We start from the raw sequence: 18,484 nt of genomic DNA on the forward strand, positions 1-18,484 counted from the left end.
CGGTATCATGACTATCGATAGTCTCGATGTCAATCTACGACGGGAGTCGCCATGGTCCATCCCGCTCCGCCGTCCGCCCCCGGGCGGCACCGTGCCCTCGCCATCGCGCTCTTCGTGCTCAGCGCGATCGGGCTCGTCGGCACGTGGGCGTTCAACGTCGCGTTCTTCCTCGACCCGGGCGACCTCGGCTACCTCGAGGGCTGGTTCGCGAACGCCGCATCGTCGTCGGCGACGGTCGACCTGCTCGTCGTCGCCACCGCCGCCGGCATCCTCATGCTCGTCGAGGGCGCCAGGCTCGGCTGGCGGCGCTGGGCGTGGATCTTCGTGCCGCTGAGCCTGCTGATCGCCGTCGCCTTCGCGTTCCCGCTGTTCCTCGGCCTGCGCGAGCTCGCGCTCGAGCGACGGGCGCGCGCGACGGCGCAGCCCGCATGACGAAGGCCCCCTGCCGTGCGGCAGGGGGCCTCGTCGTGCGCCGTCGGGTCAGCGACCCGACCAGCCGGCCGAGCCGAGCTGCTGCGTCGCCTCGACGACGCGCGCTGCCATGGCCTTCTCGGCCGCCTTGCCCCACGCGCGCGGGTCGTAGACCTTCTTGTTCCCGACCTCGCCGTCGATCTTCAGGAAGCCGTCGTAGCTCGACAGCACCGAGCCGGCGACCGAGCGCGAGTACGCGTACTGCGTGTCGGTGTCGATGTTCATCTTGATGACGCCGTTGCGCACGGCCTCCGAGATCTCGGCGTCGGTCGAGCCCGAGCCGCCGTGGAACACGAGGTCGAGCGGCTTCTCGCCCGTGCCGTGCCTCGCCTGGATGCCCGCCTGGATCTCGCCGAGCAGCTCGGGGCGCAGCTTGACGTTGCCCGGCTTGTAGACGCCGTGGACGTTGCCGAACGTGAGGGCGGCGATGTAGCGGCCCTGCTCGCCGAGCCCGAGGGCGTCGACGGCCTGCTCGACGTCGCCGAGGGTCGTGTAGAGCGCCTCGTTGCTGCCCTCGTGGCTCACGCCGTCCTCCTCGCCGCCCACGACGCCGATCTCGACCTCGAGGATGATGTCGAGCGCCTTCAGGCGGGGGAGCAGCTCCTTCGCGATCTCGAGGTTCTCGGCGAGCGGCACGGCCGAGCCGTCCCACATGTGCGACTGGAAGAGCGCGGGGCGCCCGGCGGCGACCTCCTCCTCGCTGGCCGCGACGAGCGGCAGCAGGAAGTCGTCGAGGGCGTTCTTCGGGCAGTGGTCCGTGTGGAGCGCGACCGTGACGGGGTACGCCTTCGCGACCTCGGTGACGAACCGCGAGAACGCGATGGCGCCGCCGGCGCGGTTCTTGACGCTCTGGCCCGCGAAGAAGTCCGCACCGCCGGTCGTGACCTGGATGATGCCGTCCGATCCCGCCTCGGAGAGCCCCTGGAGGACGGCGTTGATCGTCGAGGACGACGACACGTTGATCGCGGGGTAGGCGAAGGCGTTCGACTTCGCCTTGTCGAGCATCTCTGCGTACTGTTCGGGCGTTGCGACGGGCATTGCTTCTCCTTCGAGCGGATCGCGGCTGCGTCGAGTCTACGAGCGCGGTCGCCTCCGGCGTGGGAAGAGGTTGCACGGACATGTCCTATGCAGTTCGATGGAGGCATTCCAACCGAGGGAGCACGCGATGACGCGTCTGTTCAATGAGCCGTCGGCCTTCGCCGACGAGATGATCGAGGGCTTCGCAGCCGCATCGGCACGGTGGGTCACCGCGGTGCCCGGAGGCGTCGTCCGCTCCACCAGGTCCTCCGAGGACACGGTGGCGCTCGTGATCGGCGGTGGCAGCGGCCACTACCCCGCGTTCGGTGGCCTCGTGGGCCCCGGCATCGCGCACGGAGCAGCCATGGGCAACCTCTTCGCGTCGCCCTCGTCGCAGCAGGTGTACACGATCGCGAAGACCGCCGACCAGGGCAAGGGCGTCCTGCTGTCGTACGGCAACTACGCGGGCGACGTCCTCAACTTCACCGAGGCGCAGGAGCGTCTGAAGGCCGAGGGCCACGACGTGCGCACCGTGCTCGGCACCGACGACATCTGGAGCGCTCCCGCCGACCGCCCCGAGGAGCGTCGCGGCATCGCGGGCCTCCTCGCCCTGTTCAAGATCGCGGGCGCGGCCGCCGCGTCGGGTGCATCCCTCGACGACGTCGAGCGCATCGCGAAGCTCACGCGCGACCGCACGCGCACCTTCGGCGTCGCCTTCTCCGGCTGCACGCTGCCCGGTGCCGACGGCCCGCTCTTCACGGTGCCCGAGGGCAAGATGGCGGTCGGCCTCGGCATCCACGGCGAGCCCGGCATCGACGAGGTCGACGTGCCCACCGCCGACGGCCTCGCCGAGTTCTTCGTCTCGAAGCTGCTCGAGGAGGTGCCCCCGGGCGTCGACCGCGAGGGCGCGCGCGTCGTGCCGCTGCTGAACGGCCTCGGCTCGGTGAAGTACGAGGAGCTCTTCGTCGTCTACCGCGCCGTCCACCGCCTGCTCGAGGAGGCCGGGCTCACGGTCGTCGAGCCCGACGTGGGCGAGCTGTGCACGTCGTTCGACATGGCCGGCTGCTCGCTGTCGCTGCTGTGGCTCGACGACGAGCTCGAGGAGCTGTGGAAGGCACCCGCCGACACCCCCGGCTACCGCAAGGGCTCGGTCGCCCCGCAGGAGCACGCGGACGTCGTCGTCGCCGCGGTCGAGGAGCAGGAGATCCCCGAGGCCTCCGACGCATCCCGTGCCGCCGCGCAGACGATCAGCGCCGCGTTCGACGAGATCGCCACCGCGATCGACGGCGCCGCCGACGAGCTCGGCCGCCTCGACGCCGTCGCCGGCGACGGCGACCACGGCATCGGCATGCGCCGCGGCGCGCACGCAGGTCGCGACGCGGCCCGTGCCGCGGCCGACGCCGGTGCGGGCGCACAGACGACCCTGCTGCGCGCGGCGGACGCCTGGGGCGACCGGGCAGGCGGCACGTCCGGCGTCATCTGGGCTCGCATCCTGCGTTCGATGGCCGAGCAGCTCGGCGACACGTCGGACGTGACGCGCACCGAGGTCGCAGCGGCGGTCTCGGCGGCACGCGACGCCGTCGTCGAGTTCGGCAAGGCCAAGATCGGGCAGAAGACCATGGTCGACGCCATGACGCCGTTCGCCGACGAGCTCAGCGAGCGCGTCGCGGCGGGCGACTCGCTCGTCGACGCCTGGTCGCACGCGGCAGGCGTGGCGGAGGAGGCGGCGCAGGAGACCGCGGCGCTCAAGGCCACGCTCGGTCGCGCGAAGTCGCACGGCGACAAGTCGGTCGGATCGCCCGACCCGGGCGCGGTCTCGTTCGCGCTCATCGGCACGACCGTCTCGGACGTGCTGGCACAGCATCTCGAGGAGGACAAGTGACGCTTCGGCTCATCATCGGATCCGACAAGGCCGGCTTCGACTACAAGGAGATCCTGAAGGCGGACCTGGAGGCGAACGACCTCGTCGCCAGCGTCGTCGACGTCGGCGTCCCCGACGGCGACGACGGCAGGAGCTACCCGAACGTCGCGATCGACGCCGCGCAGCGCATCGCCGCCGGCGAGGCCGACCGGGCGCTGCTCATCTGCGGCACCGGGCTCGGCGTCGCGATCTCGGCGAACAAGGTCAAGGGCATCCGCGCCGTGACGGCGCACGACTCGTACTCGGTCGAGCGCGCCGTGCTCTCGAACGACGCCCAGGTGCTCTGCATGGGGCAGCGGGTCGTGGGCATCGAGCTCGCGCGCAGGCTCGCGAAGGAGTGGCTGACGTACACGTTCGACCCCTCGAGCCACTCGAAGGCGAACGTCGACGACATCTGCGCCTACGAAGGCGACTGATGCCTGCGAGGTTCGTGATCGGCTCGAGCCTCAAGATGTACTTCGGCAAGGCGGCGACGGAGCGCTGGACGCGCGACGTCGCCGCCCTGTGCCGGGTGCATGAGGCCGTCGCGTCGGGCGTCGTCGAGCCGTTCGTCATCCCGACGTTCCCGTCGATCCCGGCCGTCGTCGACATCGCCGTGCCCGCGGGCATGACGGTCGGCGCGCAGGACGTGCACTGGGAGCCCTCGGGCGCCTTCACGGGCGAGGTCGGCGCGCCCGAGCTCGTCGAGCACGGCGTGCGGATGGTCGAGATCGGCCACGCCGAGCGCCGTGCGATGTTCGGCGAGACCGACGAGACCGTCGCGCGGAAGGTCGCCGCATCGCTCGAGGCCGGGCTCGCGCCCGTCCTGTGCATCGGCGAGGTCGCGCAGGGCGACGCGTCCGCCGCGGCCGCCGCGTGCGTGCAGCAGCTCGAGGCGTCGCTGCGGCTCGCACGCGAGCGCGGCATCGGCGGGCGGCTCGTCGTCGCGTACGAGCCCGTGTGGGCCATCGGCGCGCCCGAGCCCGCGGGGGAGGCGCACATCCGCGGCGTCACGAGCGTGCTGCGCGACCACCTCGGCGGCGACGCACTGCTCCCGGGTGCGCAGGTCATCTACGGCGGCTCGGCGGGGCCCGGGCTGCTGCCGCGCATCGCTCCCGACGTCGACGGCATGTTCCTCGGCCGGTTCGCGCACGACCCGGCGGGCTTCGGCCGCGTGCTCGACGAGGCGCTCGCCGCCGCCTGACGGCATCGCCTCGCCGGCCCCCGCGTCCACCCGGATGCGGGGGCCGGTGCATGCGCCCGCCGCGCGAGGCGCCCTCGGCACTAGCCTGGGTGCAGCTGGCCCCTGCCACCCTCGCCGAAGGAGCCACATGGCCGACACCGTCTTCCAGCATCCCGATCGCAACCTCGCCATGGAGCTCGTGCGCGCGACGGAGGCTGCCGCCATCCGCGCCGTGCCGTTCATCGGCCGCGGCGACAAGAACGCCGCCGACAAGGCTGCGGTCGACGCGATGCGCACGTTCCTCGGCACCGTCGCCTTCGACGGCGTCGTCGTGATCGGCGAGGGCGAGAAGGACGAGGCGCCCATGCTGTTCAACGGCGAGCATGTCGGCAACGGCCGCGGCCCGTCGTGCGACATCGCCGTCGACCCCATCGACGGCACGTCGCTCACCGCCGCGGGTCGCCAGAACGCGCTCAGCGTCATCGCCGTCGCCGATCGCGGCACCATGTACGACCCCGTCGACGCCTTCTACATGGACAAGCTCGTGTGCGGCCCCGAGGGCAAGGGCGTCGTGTCGCTCGCGCAGTCGATGGGCGACAACCTCCGCGAGCTCGCGCGCGCCAAGGGCAAGGACGTCGCCGACATGGTCGTCGCCGTGCTCGACCGACCGCGCCACGCGGGCCTCATCGACGAGATCCGCTCGGCGGGCGCCGGCACGCGCCTCATGCTCGACGGCGACGTCGCCGGCGGCATCAACGCCGCCCGCTGGGAGTCGCGCATCGACATGTGCGTCGGCGTCGGCGGCACGCCCGAGGGCGTCATCACCGCGTGCGCCATCAAGGCGCTCGACGGCTTCATCGAGGGTCGCCTCAACCCGCAGTCCGCCGACGAGCACGCGAAGGTCGTCGCCGCCGGGCACGACCTCGACCGCATCCTGTCGGTCCACGACCTCGTGACGAGCGACAACACGTACTTCGTCGCGACGGGCGTCACCGACGGCGGCCTGCTCGACGGCGTGCGTCGCAAGGGGCCGCTCATCCGCACCGAGTCGCTCGTGCTGCGCTCGAAGACGGGCACGGCGCGCCGCGTCATCGCCGAGCACCTCGCGTCGAAGTGGCTCGACCGCGACGCCGAGCGCGCGGGCTGACCCGATCGCCTCGCGACCCCGCAGCGCCGTGCGCTGCGGGGTCGCTGCGCGTGCGGGGTGGCAGTGCGCAGGCGATCGTCCGGATGCGACCGGTAGCGTGTGGCGGCATGCGGGAGGCTCGAGTGCGGTGGCGGCGGACGTCGCTGCGCACGGAGCCGCCGGAGTGCGCGGAGCGCTGGTCGTGATCGACGAGGGCGCTGCGCCGCAGCATGCATCCGGTCGGCGTCGGCATGCCGCGCCGGTCGGTCGCTCGCACTGGGAGCTCGCGCACGAGGTCGACGATGCTGCGGCCGACGGCGATGCCGCGGTCGACATGCGTGCCCGGACCGGCGGAGACGGCGACGCGGCGACGCCGGGATCGCCGGTGCGTGCCGCCGCTGCGACGGGCGCACGGCCCTCCTCGGCGTGGACGCGATCGGTCGCGACGGCGCCGGCCGCGGCTGAGGAGCCCGATCACGCGTCGCCCTCGTCGCCCTCCTCGAGGGAGGTCGGCGCCTCGGACGCCGACGGCCCAGGCGAGGTCAGCCCCGTCGACCGCATCGTCGACACGGCGTCGCCGCCGTACGTGCCGCGCGATCGTGGCCGCGGCATCGGTCGCCGCGCGCGCGGCCTCGTCGGGCGCATCGTGCTCGACGTGCTGGCCCTCGGCGGGCTCGCCTGCATCCTGCTCGTCGCCGCGTCATTCCTCCTCAAGGTGTCGATCGTCATGTTCGCCACCGGATCGATGTCCCCGACCATCCCCGCAGGCTCCATCGCGTTCGTCCGCGAGATCCCGGCATCCGAGATCGCCGTCGGCGACGTCGTCACCGTCGACCGCTCCGAGGAGCAGCTGCTGCCGGTGACGCACCGCGTCATCGAGATCGTGGATGCGTCCGGCGACGCCGTCGTCTTCCGCATGCAGGGCGACGACAACGAGCAGCCCGACCCCGAGCCGTACGCCGAGTCGAGCGTGCGGCTCGTGCTGTGGTCGATCCCCGGGCTCGCGAACGTCATCGTCTGGTTCCAGAACCCCTTCGTCCTCGGTGGCATCACGATCGGTGCGACCGCGCTCGTCACGTGGGCGTTCTGGCCGCGCGAGCAGCGTGCCGCCACGGTCGCCGACGCGCAGCACGCCGACTGACGCGTCCCCCTGCTCGCACGAGGCATGCGGTCGTGCGCTGCCTCCGCGCACGCATCGCGCGTCGTTCGAGCCATGACGCACGCCTCATGCACGCGACGACCTTGACCTTTGGGGGACAAGCACCGACACTTGAAGTGTCCTCATGTCTCTCTTCCGAAATCGGAGCCGCTCATGCACGCCCACGACACCGCCGCGGAGCCCGCGGTCGCACCCGAGCGCGGTCGCCGCGGTCGCAAGATCCGCGCCATCCTCGCCGGTGGCCTCGTGCTCGGCATCGGCGCCGCCGTGACGCTCGCCGTGTGGAGCGACAGCGAGTTCGCCACCGGCACCTTCACCGCCGGCACGTTCAACCTGCAGGGCTCGACGACGAGCGCGACGGCCGGCTTCACCGACCACCCGACGTCCGCGACCGCTGCGCCCCTCACGTTCACGACGCCGCTCGCCGGCAACCTGTCGCCGAACAGCACGGTGTACGCGCCGTTCTGGGTGCGCCTCGCAGCGAACACGACGAGCCCCGCGACGCTCGACCTCACCACGCTTGCGACGACCGAGGCCGGTGGCACCGCGAACGCGGCGAACCTCGGCTACTCGGTCTACGCCATCGCACCCGCCGCTGCCTGCGACGCGACCGCCACGACCGGCACCCTCCTCGGCACGGGCACGACGCTCGCGTCCAACGCCTCCGTGGCGGGCGGCACCGTGCCGCTCACGATCGGCACGCCGGTGACGGCGGCCGGCACCGCGGTGCAGCTGTGCTTCGTCGTCACGTCGGGCGCCACGCTCAACCAGACGACGACCACGACGGCGACCTGGCAGTTCGTCGCCACGTCCACCGCGCCGTAGTCGGCACGGGAGCACGACGAGCGACATGGGCAGGCACGCAGCACAGCGGCGCAGCCGCACGAGCCAATGGCTCGTGCGGCTGCGCGCTGTGCTCGCGGGAGGCCTCGTGCTCGGCGTCGGCACCACCGCGACGCTCGCGGCGTGGAACGACTCGGAGTACGCGACGACATCGGTGACCTCGGGCTCGTTCGGCATCGTGGGCGCACCCGGCGATCCGGCGGCGGCGAACGCCTTCACCGATCATCCCCTGGCAACGCCGGGCGCCATGACGCTCGCCTACACGGCCGGAACGGCCCTCGCGCCGGGGCAGTCCGGCATCAGCCGCTACAGCATCCGTCTCGCCACCGGCTCGGTGCCGGGCACGGTGACGTTGCAGGCCCCGGTCGTGGGTGGCACGGTGAGTGCGGCCAACACGGCGCTCGCGGCGCAGCTGCGCTACTCGGTGCGCGTCGTGTCCGGGACGGTCGCGGCGCCTGCGACGCCGACGTGCTCGTCGGTCTTCGCACAGGGTGCGACGGGCTTCGTCTCGGTCGTCGAGGACCAGCCCCTCACCACAGCGGCGACCGTGTCGCAGACCCTCGTGCAGACGCCGTCGCCCACCATCCAGCACTACTGCGTACGGCTGACCCTGCCGAGCATCGGGTCGACGAACGACTCGCAGAACGCGTCGGGCATGACCGTCCTGTTCCCCTTCCTCGGCTCGACGTGATGCGTGCGGTCGGCCTCCTCGTGCTGTCGGCGGGCCTCGCGCTCGTCGCGGCGGCGCCTGCGAACGCCGCGCCGTCGACGGAGGTGATCCAGGGCGAGGTGATCCGGCTGGAGTCCGTGCAGGACGCCGCGGCCATGGCGACGATGGATCTCGGTCGACCGGTCGCGTGGGACGTCGGCGTCACCGCCGCGCGCTCGGATGGCACGATCGAACTGTCGCTCGCGGTCGCGGCGACTCCGAACGCCTATGCGGCGACCGTCCGGTGGTGCTCGGCGCCATGGTCGGAGACGGGATGCGCCGCGGGCGCGACGCCGGTCGTCGAGGCGACCCTCGTCGATGGTGCCATCGAGCTCGGCGCTCAGTCCGCTGCGGAGACGCGCTGGTACAGGATCGACGTCGAGCTGATCCAGCGCATCGGGGGAGCGACCGCGGCGATCGACTTCCGTGCGAGCGGGGCCGGTGAGACGGTCGAGAGCGGGGGAGAGGCATCCCTGCCGACGACGGGGCAGGATTCGGGCGTCGTCGCTGCGTTCGGTCTCGCGATCGTCGCCATCGCGACCGGCATCGTCGTGGCTGCGGTCGCCCGTCGCGCTCGAGAGCGGGCGCTCACGTGACCGCGTTCGCTCGTGTCCGACTGGCACTGCTCGCGATCGCGACGATGCTCCTCCTCCCGGCGTTCACGGCCGTCGAAGCGACCGAGGCTGCGTGGAACGACAGCGAGCACGGGAGCGTCGCCGGACTGTCATCGACGAACCTCGTCGGCCCGGTCAAGCGTGACTGCCCGACCGGCCTCGGCAGCTTCACGGTGCGCTGGACCCAGCCCGCCGGCGGCGTCGCCGCAGGCTACGTCCTCACTGCGACGAACGTCGCGACGAACGCCGTGACGACGTACACGGCGGGGTCTGGCGCGACGCAGATCCCGGTCACCACCCTCCTCGGCTCGGTGACGGGCGCGACCTACACCCTCCGGCTCACCCGCGAGCTGGGCGGGTGGTCGTCGCCCGTGCTGCAAGGGACGGCCACGGTCTACCTGGCGGGCCTCACCGCAGCGTGCTCCTGGAATCCCTGAGCGCTCACGTGAGGCGGGCCGCGGGTCGCCGGAGACGTCGCGCGCTGGCACGGTGACGCTCGCATCGGGCACGATGGGTCGCGGAGGCAGCGCGCGATGACGCGCTGCACGATCCTGCTCGACGCCGGCACCGACGCCGACGTCCGGGGCAGCGAGCACGCGGCCCACGAGGCCGCAGGAGGGAAGAGGCCATGAGCTTCGACAAGACGGTCGCGACGGCGGCGGAGGCGGTGGCCGACGTCGGCGACGGCGCGACGCTCGCCGTCGGCGGATTCGGGCTGTGCGGCAATCCCATGGGACTCATCGAGGCGCTCGTCGAGCGCGGCGTCACGGGACTCAAGGTCGCGTCGAACAACTGCGGCGTCGACGACTGGGGCCTCGGGCTGCTGCTCGCCAACGGGCAGATCGACAAGATGACGTCGTCGTACGTGGGCGAGAACAAGGAGTTCGCGCGTCGCTACCTCTCGGGCGAGCTCGAGCTCGAGCTGACGCCGCAGGGCACGCTCGCCGAGCGCCTCCGTGCCGGTGGCAGCGGCATCGCCGCGTTCTTCACGCAGACGGGCGTCGGCACGCAGGTCGCCGACGGCGGGCTGCCGCAGGTCTACGCCGCCGACGGCTCGGTCGCCGTCGCGTCGAAGCCCAAGCAGGTCCAGCAGTTCGAGGTCGACGGCGTGCTGCGCGACTTCGTGCTCGAGGAGGCCATCCGCACCGACTTCGCGCTCGTGCACGCAGCCGTGGGCGACCGGCACGGCAACCTCATCTTCAACAAGTCCGCGCGCAACTTCTCGCCGCTGGCGGCCATGGCAGGCCGGGTCTGCATCGCCCAGGTCGAGCGGCTCGTCGAGCCCGGCGAGCTCGACCCCGACCGGATCCACCTGCCCGGCGTGTTCGTGCACCGGGTCGTCGAGGTCGGTCCCGACATCGAGAAGCGCGTCGAGCGACGCACCGTCCAGGAGGCATGACCATGGCGCTCACCCGCACCGAGATGGCAGCGCGCGCAGCCCAGGAGCTCGAGGACGGCGCGTACGTGAACCTCGGCATCGGCCTGCCCACGCTCGTGCCCAACCACGTGCCCGCCGGCCGCACCGTCGTGCTGCAGAGCGAGAACGGCATCCTGGGCGTCGGCCCGTACCCGACCGAGGATGCGCTCGACCCCGACCTCATCAACGCCGGCAAGGAGACCGTCACGACCCTGCCGGGCACGTCGTTCTTCGACTCGGCGACGTCGTTCGGCATGATCCGCGGCGGCAAGATCGACGCCGCCATCCTCGGTGCCATGCAGGTGTCGGCCACGGGCGACCTCGCGAACTGGATGATCCCCGGCAAGATGGTGAAGGGCCCCGGGGGCGCGATGGACCTCGTCCACGGCGCCAAGCGCGTCATCGTGCTCATGGAGCACGTCGCGAAGGATGGGACGCCGAAGATCGTGTCCGAGTGCTCGCTGCCGCTCACCGGTCGCGGCGTCGTCGACCGCATCATCACCGACCTCGCCGTGCTCGACGTCACCGACGAGGGTCTGCGGCTCGTCGAGCTCGCCCCCGGCGTGACCCTCGACGAGGTGCGTGCGGCGACGGAGCCCGACATCCTCGCCTGACCCCCGGCCCCCGCCGCACCGCCAGGTGCGCCTGCTGCGCCGAGGTGCGGCTGCAACCGCACCCGGGTGCAGCAGCCGCACCTCGCCGAGGTCGACTGCGTCCCCCTCGCCGCTCGATCGCCAGGTACGCACCTCGACGGTAGGTACGGAGATATCGGCACCTGGTGTCGAGGTGCGTACCTCGGAACGCGGTGCGTTCGCGAGGTGCGGCGCGGGGCGGGTCGGCGCTGCAGAGTCGAGGGCGGCGGGCGGAGGGCGTGGAGCGCGCCCGCGGGAGCGCGTCCGCGGGGACGCGTCAGCTCGCGCGCGTCGCCTCGTCGTCGTCGGCGGCGGCGGGCGCTGCGGCGCGGGTCGACTCGTCGCGCAGCAGCTCGTCGATCGCCAGGTCGGCGTGCGTCGGGTGCTGCTCCTGCTGCGGCTCGATCGCCATGTCGGTGAACTCGGCGGCCGTCAGGGTCTTCGGGGTGTGCTCGATCTCGGTGGGCTCGGCGATCTGCTTCGGGGCGTCGAGGCGCGCGATCTTGCGCGCCGAGACGAGCACGCGCGACTCGAGCGACGACGAGAACGCGTTGAAGTGCTTCACCGACGACTCGAGCGACGAGCGCACCTTCTCGACGTGACCGGCCATCGTGGCGATGCGGTCGTAGAGCTCCTGGCTGAGCTCGTGGACGCGTGCGGCATCCTCGGCGACGGCCGCCTGGCTCCACGTGATGGCGACCGACTTCAGCAGCGACCACAGCGACACGGGGCTCGCGAGCGCCACGCGCTTGCCGAACGCGTACTCCATGATCGACGGGTCGGCCTCGAGCGCCGCCGAGACGAGCGACTCCGACGGGATGAACGCGACCACGAACTCGGGGCTCGGCCCGATGCCCGCCCAGTACTGCTTGCTCGAGAGCTGGTCGACGTGGCTGCGGATGGCCTTCACGTGCTCCTGCATGAGCGACGCGCGACGCGCGAGCTCCTCGTCGGACGCCGTGAGCGGGATGCGCGACGCCTCGAGGTAGGCGCGGAACGGCACCTTGGCGTCGAGGGCGAGGTGCTTGCCGCCGGGCAGGTGCACGACCATGTCGGGGCGGAGGCGGCGCTCGTCGGCCGTGAACGACGACTGGGTGTCGAAGTCGACGCGCTCGAGGAGGCCGGCCGACTCGACGACCCGGCGCAGCTGCGTCTCGCCCCACACGCCGCGCGTGGAGTTCGACGACAGCGCGCTCGCGAGCGACTCGGCCGTCTGGCGCAGGCGCTCCTCGGACTGCAGCGACTGGTGCAGCTGCTGCGCGATGGTGCCGTGCTGCTCGCTGCGCTGGCGCTCGAGCTCGACGAGCTGCGTCTGCAGGCGCGTCACCGCGTCCTTCATGGGGGCGATCTGCTCGGCGACGCGCGACTCGCGACGCTCGCGCTGCGTCGACTCGTCGGCGGCGGCGCGGGCGACCTCGAGCCGCTCGCGCAGCGCGTCGACGGTCGCGGACAGGCCGGCGCGCTCGCGCTGCGCGGCGTCGCGGGCGTCGACGGCGTCGCGGTGCTGGGCGGCGAGCGCCTCGTGCGACGAGCGCAGCGCGGCGAGCTCGGCGTCGACGCGGTCGCGCTCGTGCGCCTCCTGCTGCCGCACGAGCTGCTCGCGCTGCTCGGCGACCGCCGCCTCGGATGCGCGCGACCGCGTCGCGAGCGTGGCGACGAGCCAGCCGGCCGCCCCTCCGACGAGGAGGGCGACGAGCAGTGCGAGGGCGATGCCGAGGTCCATGGGTCCAGTGTGGCGAGGACCGCAGACACGGGAGGGCTGCCGCGCCCCGCCGCGCCGGATCGGCGCGCGACGCGCCGAGCGATCAGCCCGTCACGGCCTCCACCAGGCCTCGGCGGGCTCGCGCTCGATCGTCTGCCGCTCGGCGACGGGCCCCAGGCGCTCGATGCGCGTCGTGCAGATGCGCGCGAGGTGCTCGAGGTCGGTGGCGCCGTGCCGCGTCGCCGCGTGCGTCACGATCGTGGCGCACGCCTCGGCGTCGGCCGCGGCGTCGTGGTGCTGGAAGTCCTCGAAGCCCGCGGCCATCGCCGCGACGGGCAGGCGGTACGACTCGAGGTGGTAGGTCTTGCGCGCGATGCGCAGCGAGCACGCCCAGCGCGTCTCGGGGACCGCGAGCCCGCTCGCGATGGACGCGGCCTTGAGCACGCCCTTGTCGAAGCCGACGTTGTGCGCGACGAGCACGTCGTCGCCGGCGAACGCGAGCAGGCGGTCGTGCTGGTCGACCCAGCGCGGCTCGCCCGCGACGTCGTGCGCGCGGATGCCGTGGATGCGCACGTTCCAGTGCAGGAACTCGTCGTGCCCGTGCGGCGGACGGATGAGCCAGGAGGCGCGATCGACGATGCGGCCGTCGCGCACCTTGACGAGCCCGACGGAGCAGGCGGACGCCGGCGAGCCGTTCGCGGTCTCGAAGTCGATCGCGGTGAAGTCGATCGCCATGCCGTCAGCCTCGCACGGACCGCCGACAGCGGCGGCGGGCCACCGGGCGGCGACGGGTCACGGAGCGTCGGCGGGCGAGATGCACGCGCCGACCTCGTCGGTGCGATCGACGGCGCTCGAGACGTCGCCGAGGGCGGTAGACGCCGACAGCCGCTCGGGGTCGATGACGAGCTCGACCGCCGGCTCGCGACCGTACGTCACGAGCGTGCGCACCTCGGAGCCCTCCGCCGTCACGTCGATCCAGTCGACGCCGCCGACCGTCGCGCACGTCGCGGTCGAGGGATCCGGCACGGGCACGCCGCAGCGCAGGGTCACGGCCGCGGGATCGCCCCAGGCGGCCGTCGCCTGCGCGTCCGTCGGCCGCTCGTCGAACGGGCCGCCGGGCTCGCTCGCGCCGATCGTCTCCGGCAGCGACACGATGACGGATGCGCAGAGCGGGTCCGTCGCGTCGTCGGCGACCTGGAGCGACACCGTGGAGGTGCACGCGGAGAGCGTCGCCGCCGCGAGGCCTGCGAGGGCGAGGGCGATCGAGGTGCGGCGCATCGTCCTCAGGCTATCGTCGAGGCGTGCCCGCGACCGACGTCTCCACCCTCGCTGCGCCCGCCGACGCCACCGTCGCGCAGGTCGGCGAGCGCGGCGCGCTCGCCCGCATCCTCCCCAGGCTGCCCGTCGGCGCGAGCACGATCGTCGGCCCCGGCGACGACGCGGCGGTCGTGCGCGCCGACGGCGCGTTCGTCGTGACGACCGACACGATGCTCGAGGGCCCCGACTTCCGCGCGGCATGGTCGACGTGGCGCGACCTCGGCGCGAAGGCCGTCGCGACGAACCTCGCCGACGTCGCCGCGATGGGCGCGCGACCCACGGCGCTCGTCGTCGCGCTCGCGGTCCCGGGCGCGACGCCCGTCGCCGACCTCGAGTCGTTCGCCGACGGCCTCGCCGAGGCCGTGCAGGTGCTCGCGCCGGGCTGCGGCGTCGTCGGCGGCGACCTCACGACCTCCGAGCGCGCCGTCATCGCCGTCACGGCGTTCGGCTCGCTCGACGGCCGCCGTCCCGTGCTGCGCTCGGGCGCCCAGGCGGGCGACGTCGTCGTCGTCGCCGGCGATCTCGGCTCGGCGGGGGAGGGCATCGCGCTGCTCTTCGCGCACGCGATCGTCGACGGCGTCGAGGATGCAGAGTCGGCCCGCGCGCTGCGTCGCGAGCACCCCCGGGCGCTCGAGGCCCAGCTGGCGCCCGTGCCGCCCATCGGCCTCGGCACCGTGCTCGCCGACGCGGGCGCGACGGCCATGCTCGACGTCTCCGACGCGCTCGCGCTCGACGCGTCGAGGATCGCGGCGGCGTCGGGCGTGCGCATCGCCCTGCGATCGGCGCCGCTGCGAGGCTTCGCCGCTCCGCTCGAGCACGTGCTGCACGGCGGCGAGGACCACGCGCTGCTCGCGACCCTGCCCGAGGACGCCGAGCTGCCCGAGGGCGTCCTCGTCATCGGCGTCGTGGAGGACGGCGCGGGCGTCACGCTCGACGGCGAGCCGCTGCCGGACCGCGGCTGGGATCCCTTCGCCACCTGATCCCGGAGGGCGCGGCTACGCCTCGCGGCGGACGAGCCAGTGGATCGCGGTGTCGCCGTGCGTGCGCGTGCGGGCGAGCTCGAGGTCGCCCGGCAGCTCGGGAGCACCCGTGCGCCTGGCCTGCTCGAGCACGACGAGGGCGTCGTCGGCGAGGACGGGCACGAGCGCCTCGAGCACCGCGGAGAGCTGCCCGGGCGGGAGGTCGTAGGGCGGGTCGACGAGCACGAGGTCGAAGGTGCGGCTCGTCTGCGCGAGGTAGGCGGCGGCGGTCTGCTGCACGACCTGCGCGCGCGCCGCGCCCGCCCTCGCGACCGCCTCGGCGTTGCGGCTCGCGATCGTCGCGGCCTGCCTGGCCGAGTCGACGAGCACGACGGACGCAGCGCCGCGGCTCGCGGCCTCGAGGCCGAGCGCGCCGGAGCCCGCGAAGAGGTCGAGCACGTGGGCGTCGTCGCAGCGGTCGCGCGCGTCGAGCGCCGAGAAGATCGCCTCGCGCACGCGGTCCGAGGTGGGGCGCGTGCCGGCGTCGGGCACCCTGAGCGTCAGCGAGCCTGCGATCCCGGCGATGATGCGCGTCACCCCTCCATCCTCCCGCATCGTCCGGTCGCAGCCATCCGGACGGCGCCGCCGTCGCCGTCGCACGCGTCGCCTACGCTGGCCTGCGTGACCGCACGACCCGCCGCCGAGCCGAGCGCCGACGGCGCCGTGCCCGACGGCCTCGAGCGATCGCTGCGCATCGCCGTCGGGCAGAAGACCGCAGATCGGCTCAAGCGCGCCTTCCGGCACGAGCGCGTCGGCGACCTCCTCCTCCACGTGCCGCGCCGCTACGTCACGCGCGGCCAGCTCACCGACCTCTCGGCGCTCGAGGTGGGGGATCACGTCACGGTCGTCGCCGAGGTGCGCTCGGTCGGCACGCGCGAGACGGGCAGGCGCGATCGCCGCGGCAGGCCGCTCGTCGTCACGACGGTCGACATCTCCGACGGCACCGACGTGCTGCAGCTGACGTTCTTCAACCAGCGCTGGATCGAGGGGCAGCTGCGCCGCGGCGTCACCGCGATGTTCTCGGGCACCGTCGGCGTCTTCCGCGACCAGCGGCAGCTGACGCATCCGGAGTTCGAGCCCTTCGAGGAGGAGGCGGGCGCCGACCCGACGGCGTGGGCGAACGAGGTCATCCCCGTCTACCCCGCCACGTCGACGCTGCCGTCGAAGGACATCCGCGCGCTCATCGGCCAGGTGCTCGACGACCTCGGCACCGTCGCCGACCCCGTGCCCGACGACGTGCGCCGCGCGCACCGGCTCCTGCCGCTCGCGACGGCGCTCGAGCGCACGCATCGCCCCGACACGGAGGCCGCGGGGCATGCGGCGCAGCACACGCTGCGGTGGCACGAGGCGTTCCTGCTCGAGACCTACCTGCTCGCCACCCGCGCCTGGATGCAGTCGCTGCCGTCGACCGAGCGCGTCGCCGGGCGGCTGCTCGAAGCCCTCGACGCCTCGCTGCCATACGAGCTCACCCCCGACCAGCGCACGGTCGGCGACGAGGTGCAGGCCGACCTCGCTCGCGGCACGTCGATGCACCGCCTCGTGCAGGGCGAGGTCGGATCGGGCAAGACGCTCGTGGCGATCCGGGCGATGCTCGCGGTCGCGGAGTCCGGCGGGCAGTCGGCGATGCTCGCCCCGACGGAGGTGCTCGCGAGCCAGCACCTGCGCTCGATCGTCGCGACGCTCGGCCCCGACCTCGCCGCCGAGCTGCATCCCGTGCTGCTCACGGGGCAGATGCCGGCCGCCGAGCAGCGTCGGGCGCTGCTCGCGATCGTCGCGGGGCAGTCGCGCATCGTCGTCGGCACGCACGCGCTGCTCGCCGACCGCGTGCAGTTCGCCGACCTCGGCCTCGTCGTCATCGACGAGCAGCATCGCTTCGGCGTCGAGCAGCGCGAGACGCTCCGGCAGAAGGGCGTCGCGCCGCACACGCTCGTGCTCACCGCGACGCCCATCCCGCGCACGATCGCGATGACGGCGTTCGGCGACCTCGACGTCTCGACCATCCGCACCCTCCCGCCCGGCCGCTCGCCGATCCAGACCCACGTCGTGGGCCCCGAGGCGTCGCGCGCCGTCGAGCAGCGCATCTGGCACCGCGTGGCCGAGGAGGTGGCGAAGGGCAGGCAGGCGTTCGTCGTGTGCCCCGCCATCGCCCCGGGCGACGTCGAGCGCGGCATGCCGAGCGAGGACGAGGAGGGCGGCCCCGCCGTGCTCGCCGACGTCGAGACGTGGACGCGGCTGCTGCGCACGCATCCCGGCCTGCAGGATGCGCGCGTCGAGTCGCTGACGGGCGCGATGGCATCCGACGAGAAGGACGCCGTCATGCGCGCCGTCGTCGCCGGCGACGTCGGGGTCGTGGTGGCGACGACGGTCATCGAGGTGGGCGTCGACGTGCCGAACGCGACGACGATGGTCGTGCTCGACGCCGATCGCTTCGGGGTGTCGCAGCTGCACCAGCTGCGCGGCCGCGTCGGTCGGGGCGCGCACGCGGGGCTCTGCCTGCTGCGCACGACGGCCGAGGAGGGCACGCTCGCACGCGAGCGCGTCGAGGCGGTCGCCGCGACGCTCGACGGCTTCGCGCTCGCGGAGGTCGACCTCGAGCACCGACGCGAGGGCGACGTCCTCGGCACGGCCCAGTCGGGCGGGCGCTCGAGCCTGCGGCTGCTGCGCGTCACGCGCGACCGGGCCGTCATCGAGGCGGCGCGCGAGTCGGCCCTCGGCGTGCTCGCCGACGATCCGCGGCTCGAGCGGCACGCGGCGCTGCGCCTCGCGGTGCATCGCCGCCTCGACCCCGAGGCGCGCGCCGCGCTCACCTCGGCGTAGGCCGCGGCCACCCGCGGCGCGCCCGCAACATGCTCGACACATCGGCTCCGATAGGCTCGTCCCATGCCCCGCATCGCCGTCGTGCCCGGCTCCTACGACCCCGTGACCCTCGGTCACCTGGATGTCATCTCGCGCGCCGCGCGCATCTTCGACGAGGTGCACGTGCTCGTGGTGCACAATCCCGACAAGGATGCCTTCCTCCCCGCCCCGGATCGGCAGCTGCTCATCGAGCGCTCGCTGCAGGAGGCGCGCGTCGAGGGCGACATCACGGTCGCGACGTGGTCGATGGGGCTCCTCGTGGACTACTGCCAGCAGGTCGGCGCGGAGGTGCTCGTCAAGGGCATCCGCTCGCAGATCGACCTCGCGTACGAGACGCCCATGTCGATCGTGAACCGCGACCTCGCGGGCGTCGACACGGTCTTCCTGCTGCCGAACCCCGAGAACGCGCACGTGTCCTCGAGCCTCGTCCGCCAGGTGGCCGAGCTCGGCGGCGACGTCAGCCCGTACGTGCCGCGGGCGGTGGCGACGTTCCTGCAGCGCGCGTGACGCCGGCAGCAG

General features: G+C 73.2%; 20 protein-coding genes. 15 read left to right on the plus strand and 5 right to left on the minus strand.

All coding sequences use genetic code 11. From position 1 onward, the window contains the following. The first annotated feature begins 51 nt into the window (after positions 1-51). A complete protein-coding gene (locus tag ABD249_RS09995; RefSeq protein WP_344343093.1) occupies positions 52-432 on the plus strand; it encodes a DUF2834 domain-containing protein in 381 nt (126 codons plus the stop codon). A gap of 48 nt (positions 433-480) precedes the next feature. On the opposite strand, the gene fbaA is transcribed toward ABD249_RS09995, so the two are convergent. Continuing rightward, positions 481-1,509, minus strand: coding sequence for a class II fructose-bisphosphate aldolase (gene fbaA, locus ABD249_RS10000; RefSeq protein ID WP_344343095.1), 1,029 nt, complete (start codon positions 1,507-1,509; stop codon positions 481-483). Between the two features lie 127 nt (positions 1,510-1,636). On the opposite strand from fbaA, the gene ABD249_RS10005 reads away from it, so the two are divergent. The 11 genes from ABD249_RS10005 (at position 1,637) to ABD249_RS10055 (ending at position 11,053) form a co-directional block, all read left to right on the plus strand. Further along, positions 1,637-3,370: a dihydroxyacetone kinase family protein gene (locus ABD249_RS10005; protein WP_344343097.1), complete on the plus strand. Its 1,734-nt coding sequence runs from the start codon at positions 1,637-1,639 to the stop codon at positions 3,368-3,370. Next, complete coding sequence (locus ABD249_RS10010) at positions 3,367-3,825, plus strand: ribose-5-phosphate isomerase (RefSeq protein WP_344343099.1); 459 nt, start codon at positions 3,367-3,369, stop codon at positions 3,823-3,825. The genes ABD249_RS10005 and ABD249_RS10010 overlap by 4 nt, the downstream gene beginning before the upstream one ends. After that, a complete protein-coding gene (locus tag ABD249_RS10015; RefSeq protein WP_344343101.1) occupies positions 3,825-4,592 on the plus strand; it encodes a triose-phosphate isomerase family protein in 768 nt (255 codons plus the stop codon). The genes ABD249_RS10010 and ABD249_RS10015 overlap by 1 nt, the downstream gene beginning before the upstream one ends. A 127-nt stretch (positions 4,593-4,719) precedes the next feature. Next, positions 4,720-5,718 (plus strand): class II fructose-bisphosphatase, encoded by a 999-nt coding sequence (gene glpX, locus ABD249_RS10020; protein WP_344343103.1) that lies wholly within the window; start codon positions 4,720-4,722, stop codon positions 5,716-5,718. Between the two features lie 364 nt (positions 5,719-6,082). Then, the gene (locus ABD249_RS10025; protein WP_344343105.1) at positions 6,083-6,838 is read left to right on the plus strand and encodes a signal peptidase I; all 756 of its coding nucleotides are present in this window, start codon (positions 6,083-6,085) and stop codon (positions 6,836-6,838) included. 171 nt (positions 6,839-7,009) lie between these two features. Continuing rightward, positions 7,010-7,681 carry a SipW-dependent-type signal peptide-containing protein gene (locus ABD249_RS10030; RefSeq protein WP_344343107.1) on the plus strand — a complete coding sequence of 224 codons (672 nt, stop codon included), beginning with the start codon at positions 7,010-7,012 and terminating at the stop codon, positions 7,679-7,681. 25 nt (positions 7,682-7,706) lie between these two features. After that, complete coding sequence (locus ABD249_RS10035; RefSeq protein ID WP_344343109.1) at positions 7,707-8,390, plus strand: SipW-dependent-type signal peptide-containing protein; 684 nt, start codon at positions 7,707-7,709, stop codon at positions 8,388-8,390. Further along, positions 8,390-9,004 (plus strand): hypothetical protein, encoded by a 615-nt coding sequence (locus ABD249_RS10040; RefSeq protein WP_344343111.1) that lies wholly within the window; start codon positions 8,390-8,392, stop codon positions 9,002-9,004. Before ABD249_RS10035 ends, ABD249_RS10040 begins: the two co-directional genes overlap by 1 nt. Next, positions 9,001-9,459 (plus strand): hypothetical protein, encoded by a 459-nt coding sequence (locus tag ABD249_RS10045; RefSeq protein WP_344343113.1) that lies wholly within the window; start codon positions 9,001-9,003, stop codon positions 9,457-9,459. Before ABD249_RS10040 ends, ABD249_RS10045 begins: the two co-directional genes overlap by 4 nt. A gap of 191 nt (positions 9,460-9,650) precedes the next feature. Continuing rightward, positions 9,651-10,421, plus strand: a complete 771-nt coding sequence (locus ABD249_RS10050) for a CoA transferase subunit A (RefSeq protein ID WP_344343115.1) — start codon at positions 9,651-9,653, stop codon at positions 10,419-10,421. Between the two features lie 2 nt (positions 10,422-10,423). Beyond that, complete coding sequence (locus tag ABD249_RS10055; RefSeq protein WP_344343924.1) at positions 10,424-11,053, plus strand: CoA transferase subunit B; 630 nt, start codon at positions 10,424-10,426, stop codon at positions 11,051-11,053. A gap of 295 nt (positions 11,054-11,348) precedes the next feature. On the opposite strand, the gene ABD249_RS10060 is transcribed toward ABD249_RS10055, so the two are convergent. The 3 genes from ABD249_RS10060 to ABD249_RS10070 all read right to left on the minus strand — a co-directional run bounded on the left by ABD249_RS10060 (position 11,349) and on the right by ABD249_RS10070 (position 14,051). Next, positions 11,349-12,794, minus strand: a complete 1,446-nt coding sequence (locus tag ABD249_RS10060; RefSeq protein ID WP_344343117.1) for a DNA recombination protein RmuC — start codon at positions 12,792-12,794, stop codon at positions 11,349-11,351. 90 nt (positions 12,795-12,884) lie between these two features. Beyond that, complete coding sequence (locus ABD249_RS10065; RefSeq protein ID WP_344343119.1) at positions 12,885-13,508, minus strand: exonuclease domain-containing protein; 624 nt, start codon at positions 13,506-13,508, stop codon at positions 12,885-12,887. A 57-nt stretch (positions 13,509-13,565) separates the two neighbouring features. After that, complete coding sequence (locus ABD249_RS10070) at positions 13,566-14,051, minus strand: DUF3515 family protein (protein ID WP_344343121.1); 486 nt, start codon at positions 14,049-14,051, stop codon at positions 13,566-13,568. Between the two features lie 23 nt (positions 14,052-14,074). Between ABD249_RS10070 and thiL the strand changes: the two genes are divergently transcribed. Beyond that, the gene (thiL, locus tag ABD249_RS10075; protein ID WP_344343123.1) at positions 14,075-15,070 is read left to right on the plus strand and encodes a thiamine-phosphate kinase; all 996 of its coding nucleotides are present in this window, start codon (positions 14,075-14,077) and stop codon (positions 15,068-15,070) included. Positions 15,071-15,085: 15 nt separating this feature from the next. Here thiL and rsmD read toward each other — a convergent pair whose 3' ends face one another. After that, positions 15,086-15,646, minus strand: a complete 561-nt coding sequence (gene rsmD, locus ABD249_RS10080; RefSeq protein WP_344343125.1) for a 16S rRNA (guanine(966)-N(2))-methyltransferase RsmD — start codon at positions 15,644-15,646, stop codon at positions 15,086-15,088. Between the two features lie 84 nt (positions 15,647-15,730). Between rsmD and ABD249_RS10085 the strand changes: the two genes are divergently transcribed. Next, positions 15,731-17,926 (plus strand): ATP-dependent DNA helicase RecG, encoded by a 2,196-nt coding sequence (locus tag ABD249_RS10085; RefSeq protein ID WP_344343127.1) that lies wholly within the window; start codon positions 15,731-15,733, stop codon positions 17,924-17,926. A gap of 63 nt (positions 17,927-17,989) precedes the next feature. After that, positions 17,990-18,472 (plus strand): pantetheine-phosphate adenylyltransferase, encoded by a 483-nt coding sequence (coaD, locus tag ABD249_RS10090; protein ID WP_344343129.1) that lies wholly within the window; start codon positions 17,990-17,992, stop codon positions 18,470-18,472. The last annotated feature ends 12 nt before the right edge of the window (positions 18,473-18,484 follow it).

Origin of the sequence: Agrococcus versicolor, from assembly GCF_039531815.1 — a bacterium.
GTDB lineage: Bacteria > Actinomycetota > Actinomycetes > Actinomycetales > Microbacteriaceae > Agrococcus > Agrococcus versicolor.

Coding starts and splice junctions, on each gene's coding strand:
- ABD249_RS10050 (WP_344343115.1), top strand. CDS start 9,651: ATGAGCTTCGACAAGACGGTCGCGACGGCGGCGGAGGCGGTGGCCGAC.
- ABD249_RS10070 (WP_344343121.1), bottom strand. CDS start 14,051: ATGCGCCGCACCTCGATCGCCCTCGCCCTCGCAGGCCTCGCGGCGGCG.
- glpX (WP_344343103.1), top strand. CDS start 4,720: ATGGCCGACACCGTCTTCCAGCATCCCGATCGCAACCTCGCCATGGAG.
- ABD249_RS10060 (WP_344343117.1), bottom strand. CDS start 12,794: ATGGACCTCGGCATCGCCCTCGCACTGCTCGTCGCCCTCCTCGTCGGA.
- ABD249_RS10030 (WP_344343107.1), top strand. CDS start 7,010: ATGCACGCCCACGACACCGCCGCGGAGCCCGCGGTCGCACCCGAGCGC.
- ABD249_RS10035 (WP_344343109.1), top strand. CDS start 7,707: ATGGGCAGGCACGCAGCACAGCGGCGCAGCCGCACGAGCCAATGGCTC.
- ABD249_RS09995 (WP_344343093.1), top strand. CDS start 52: ATGGTCCATCCCGCTCCGCCGTCCGCCCCCGGGCGGCACCGTGCCCTC.
- ABD249_RS10065 (WP_344343119.1), bottom strand. CDS start 13,508: ATGGCGATCGACTTCACCGCGATCGACTTCGAGACCGCGAACGGCTCG.
- ABD249_RS10055 (WP_344343924.1), top strand. CDS start 10,424: ATGGCGCTCACCCGCACCGAGATGGCAGCGCGCGCAGCCCAGGAGCTC.
- ABD249_RS10015 (WP_344343101.1), top strand. CDS start 3,825: ATGCCTGCGAGGTTCGTGATCGGCTCGAGCCTCAAGATGTACTTCGGC.
- coaD (WP_344343129.1), top strand. CDS start 17,990: ATGCCCCGCATCGCCGTCGTGCCCGGCTCCTACGACCCCGTGACCCTC.
- ABD249_RS10005 (WP_344343097.1), top strand. CDS start 1,637: ATGACGCGTCTGTTCAATGAGCCGTCGGCCTTCGCCGACGAGATGATC.
- ABD249_RS10040 (WP_344343111.1), top strand. CDS start 8,390: ATGCGTGCGGTCGGCCTCCTCGTGCTGTCGGCGGGCCTCGCGCTCGTC.
- fbaA (WP_344343095.1), bottom strand. CDS start 1,509: ATGCCCGTCGCAACGCCCGAACAGTACGCAGAGATGCTCGACAAGGCG.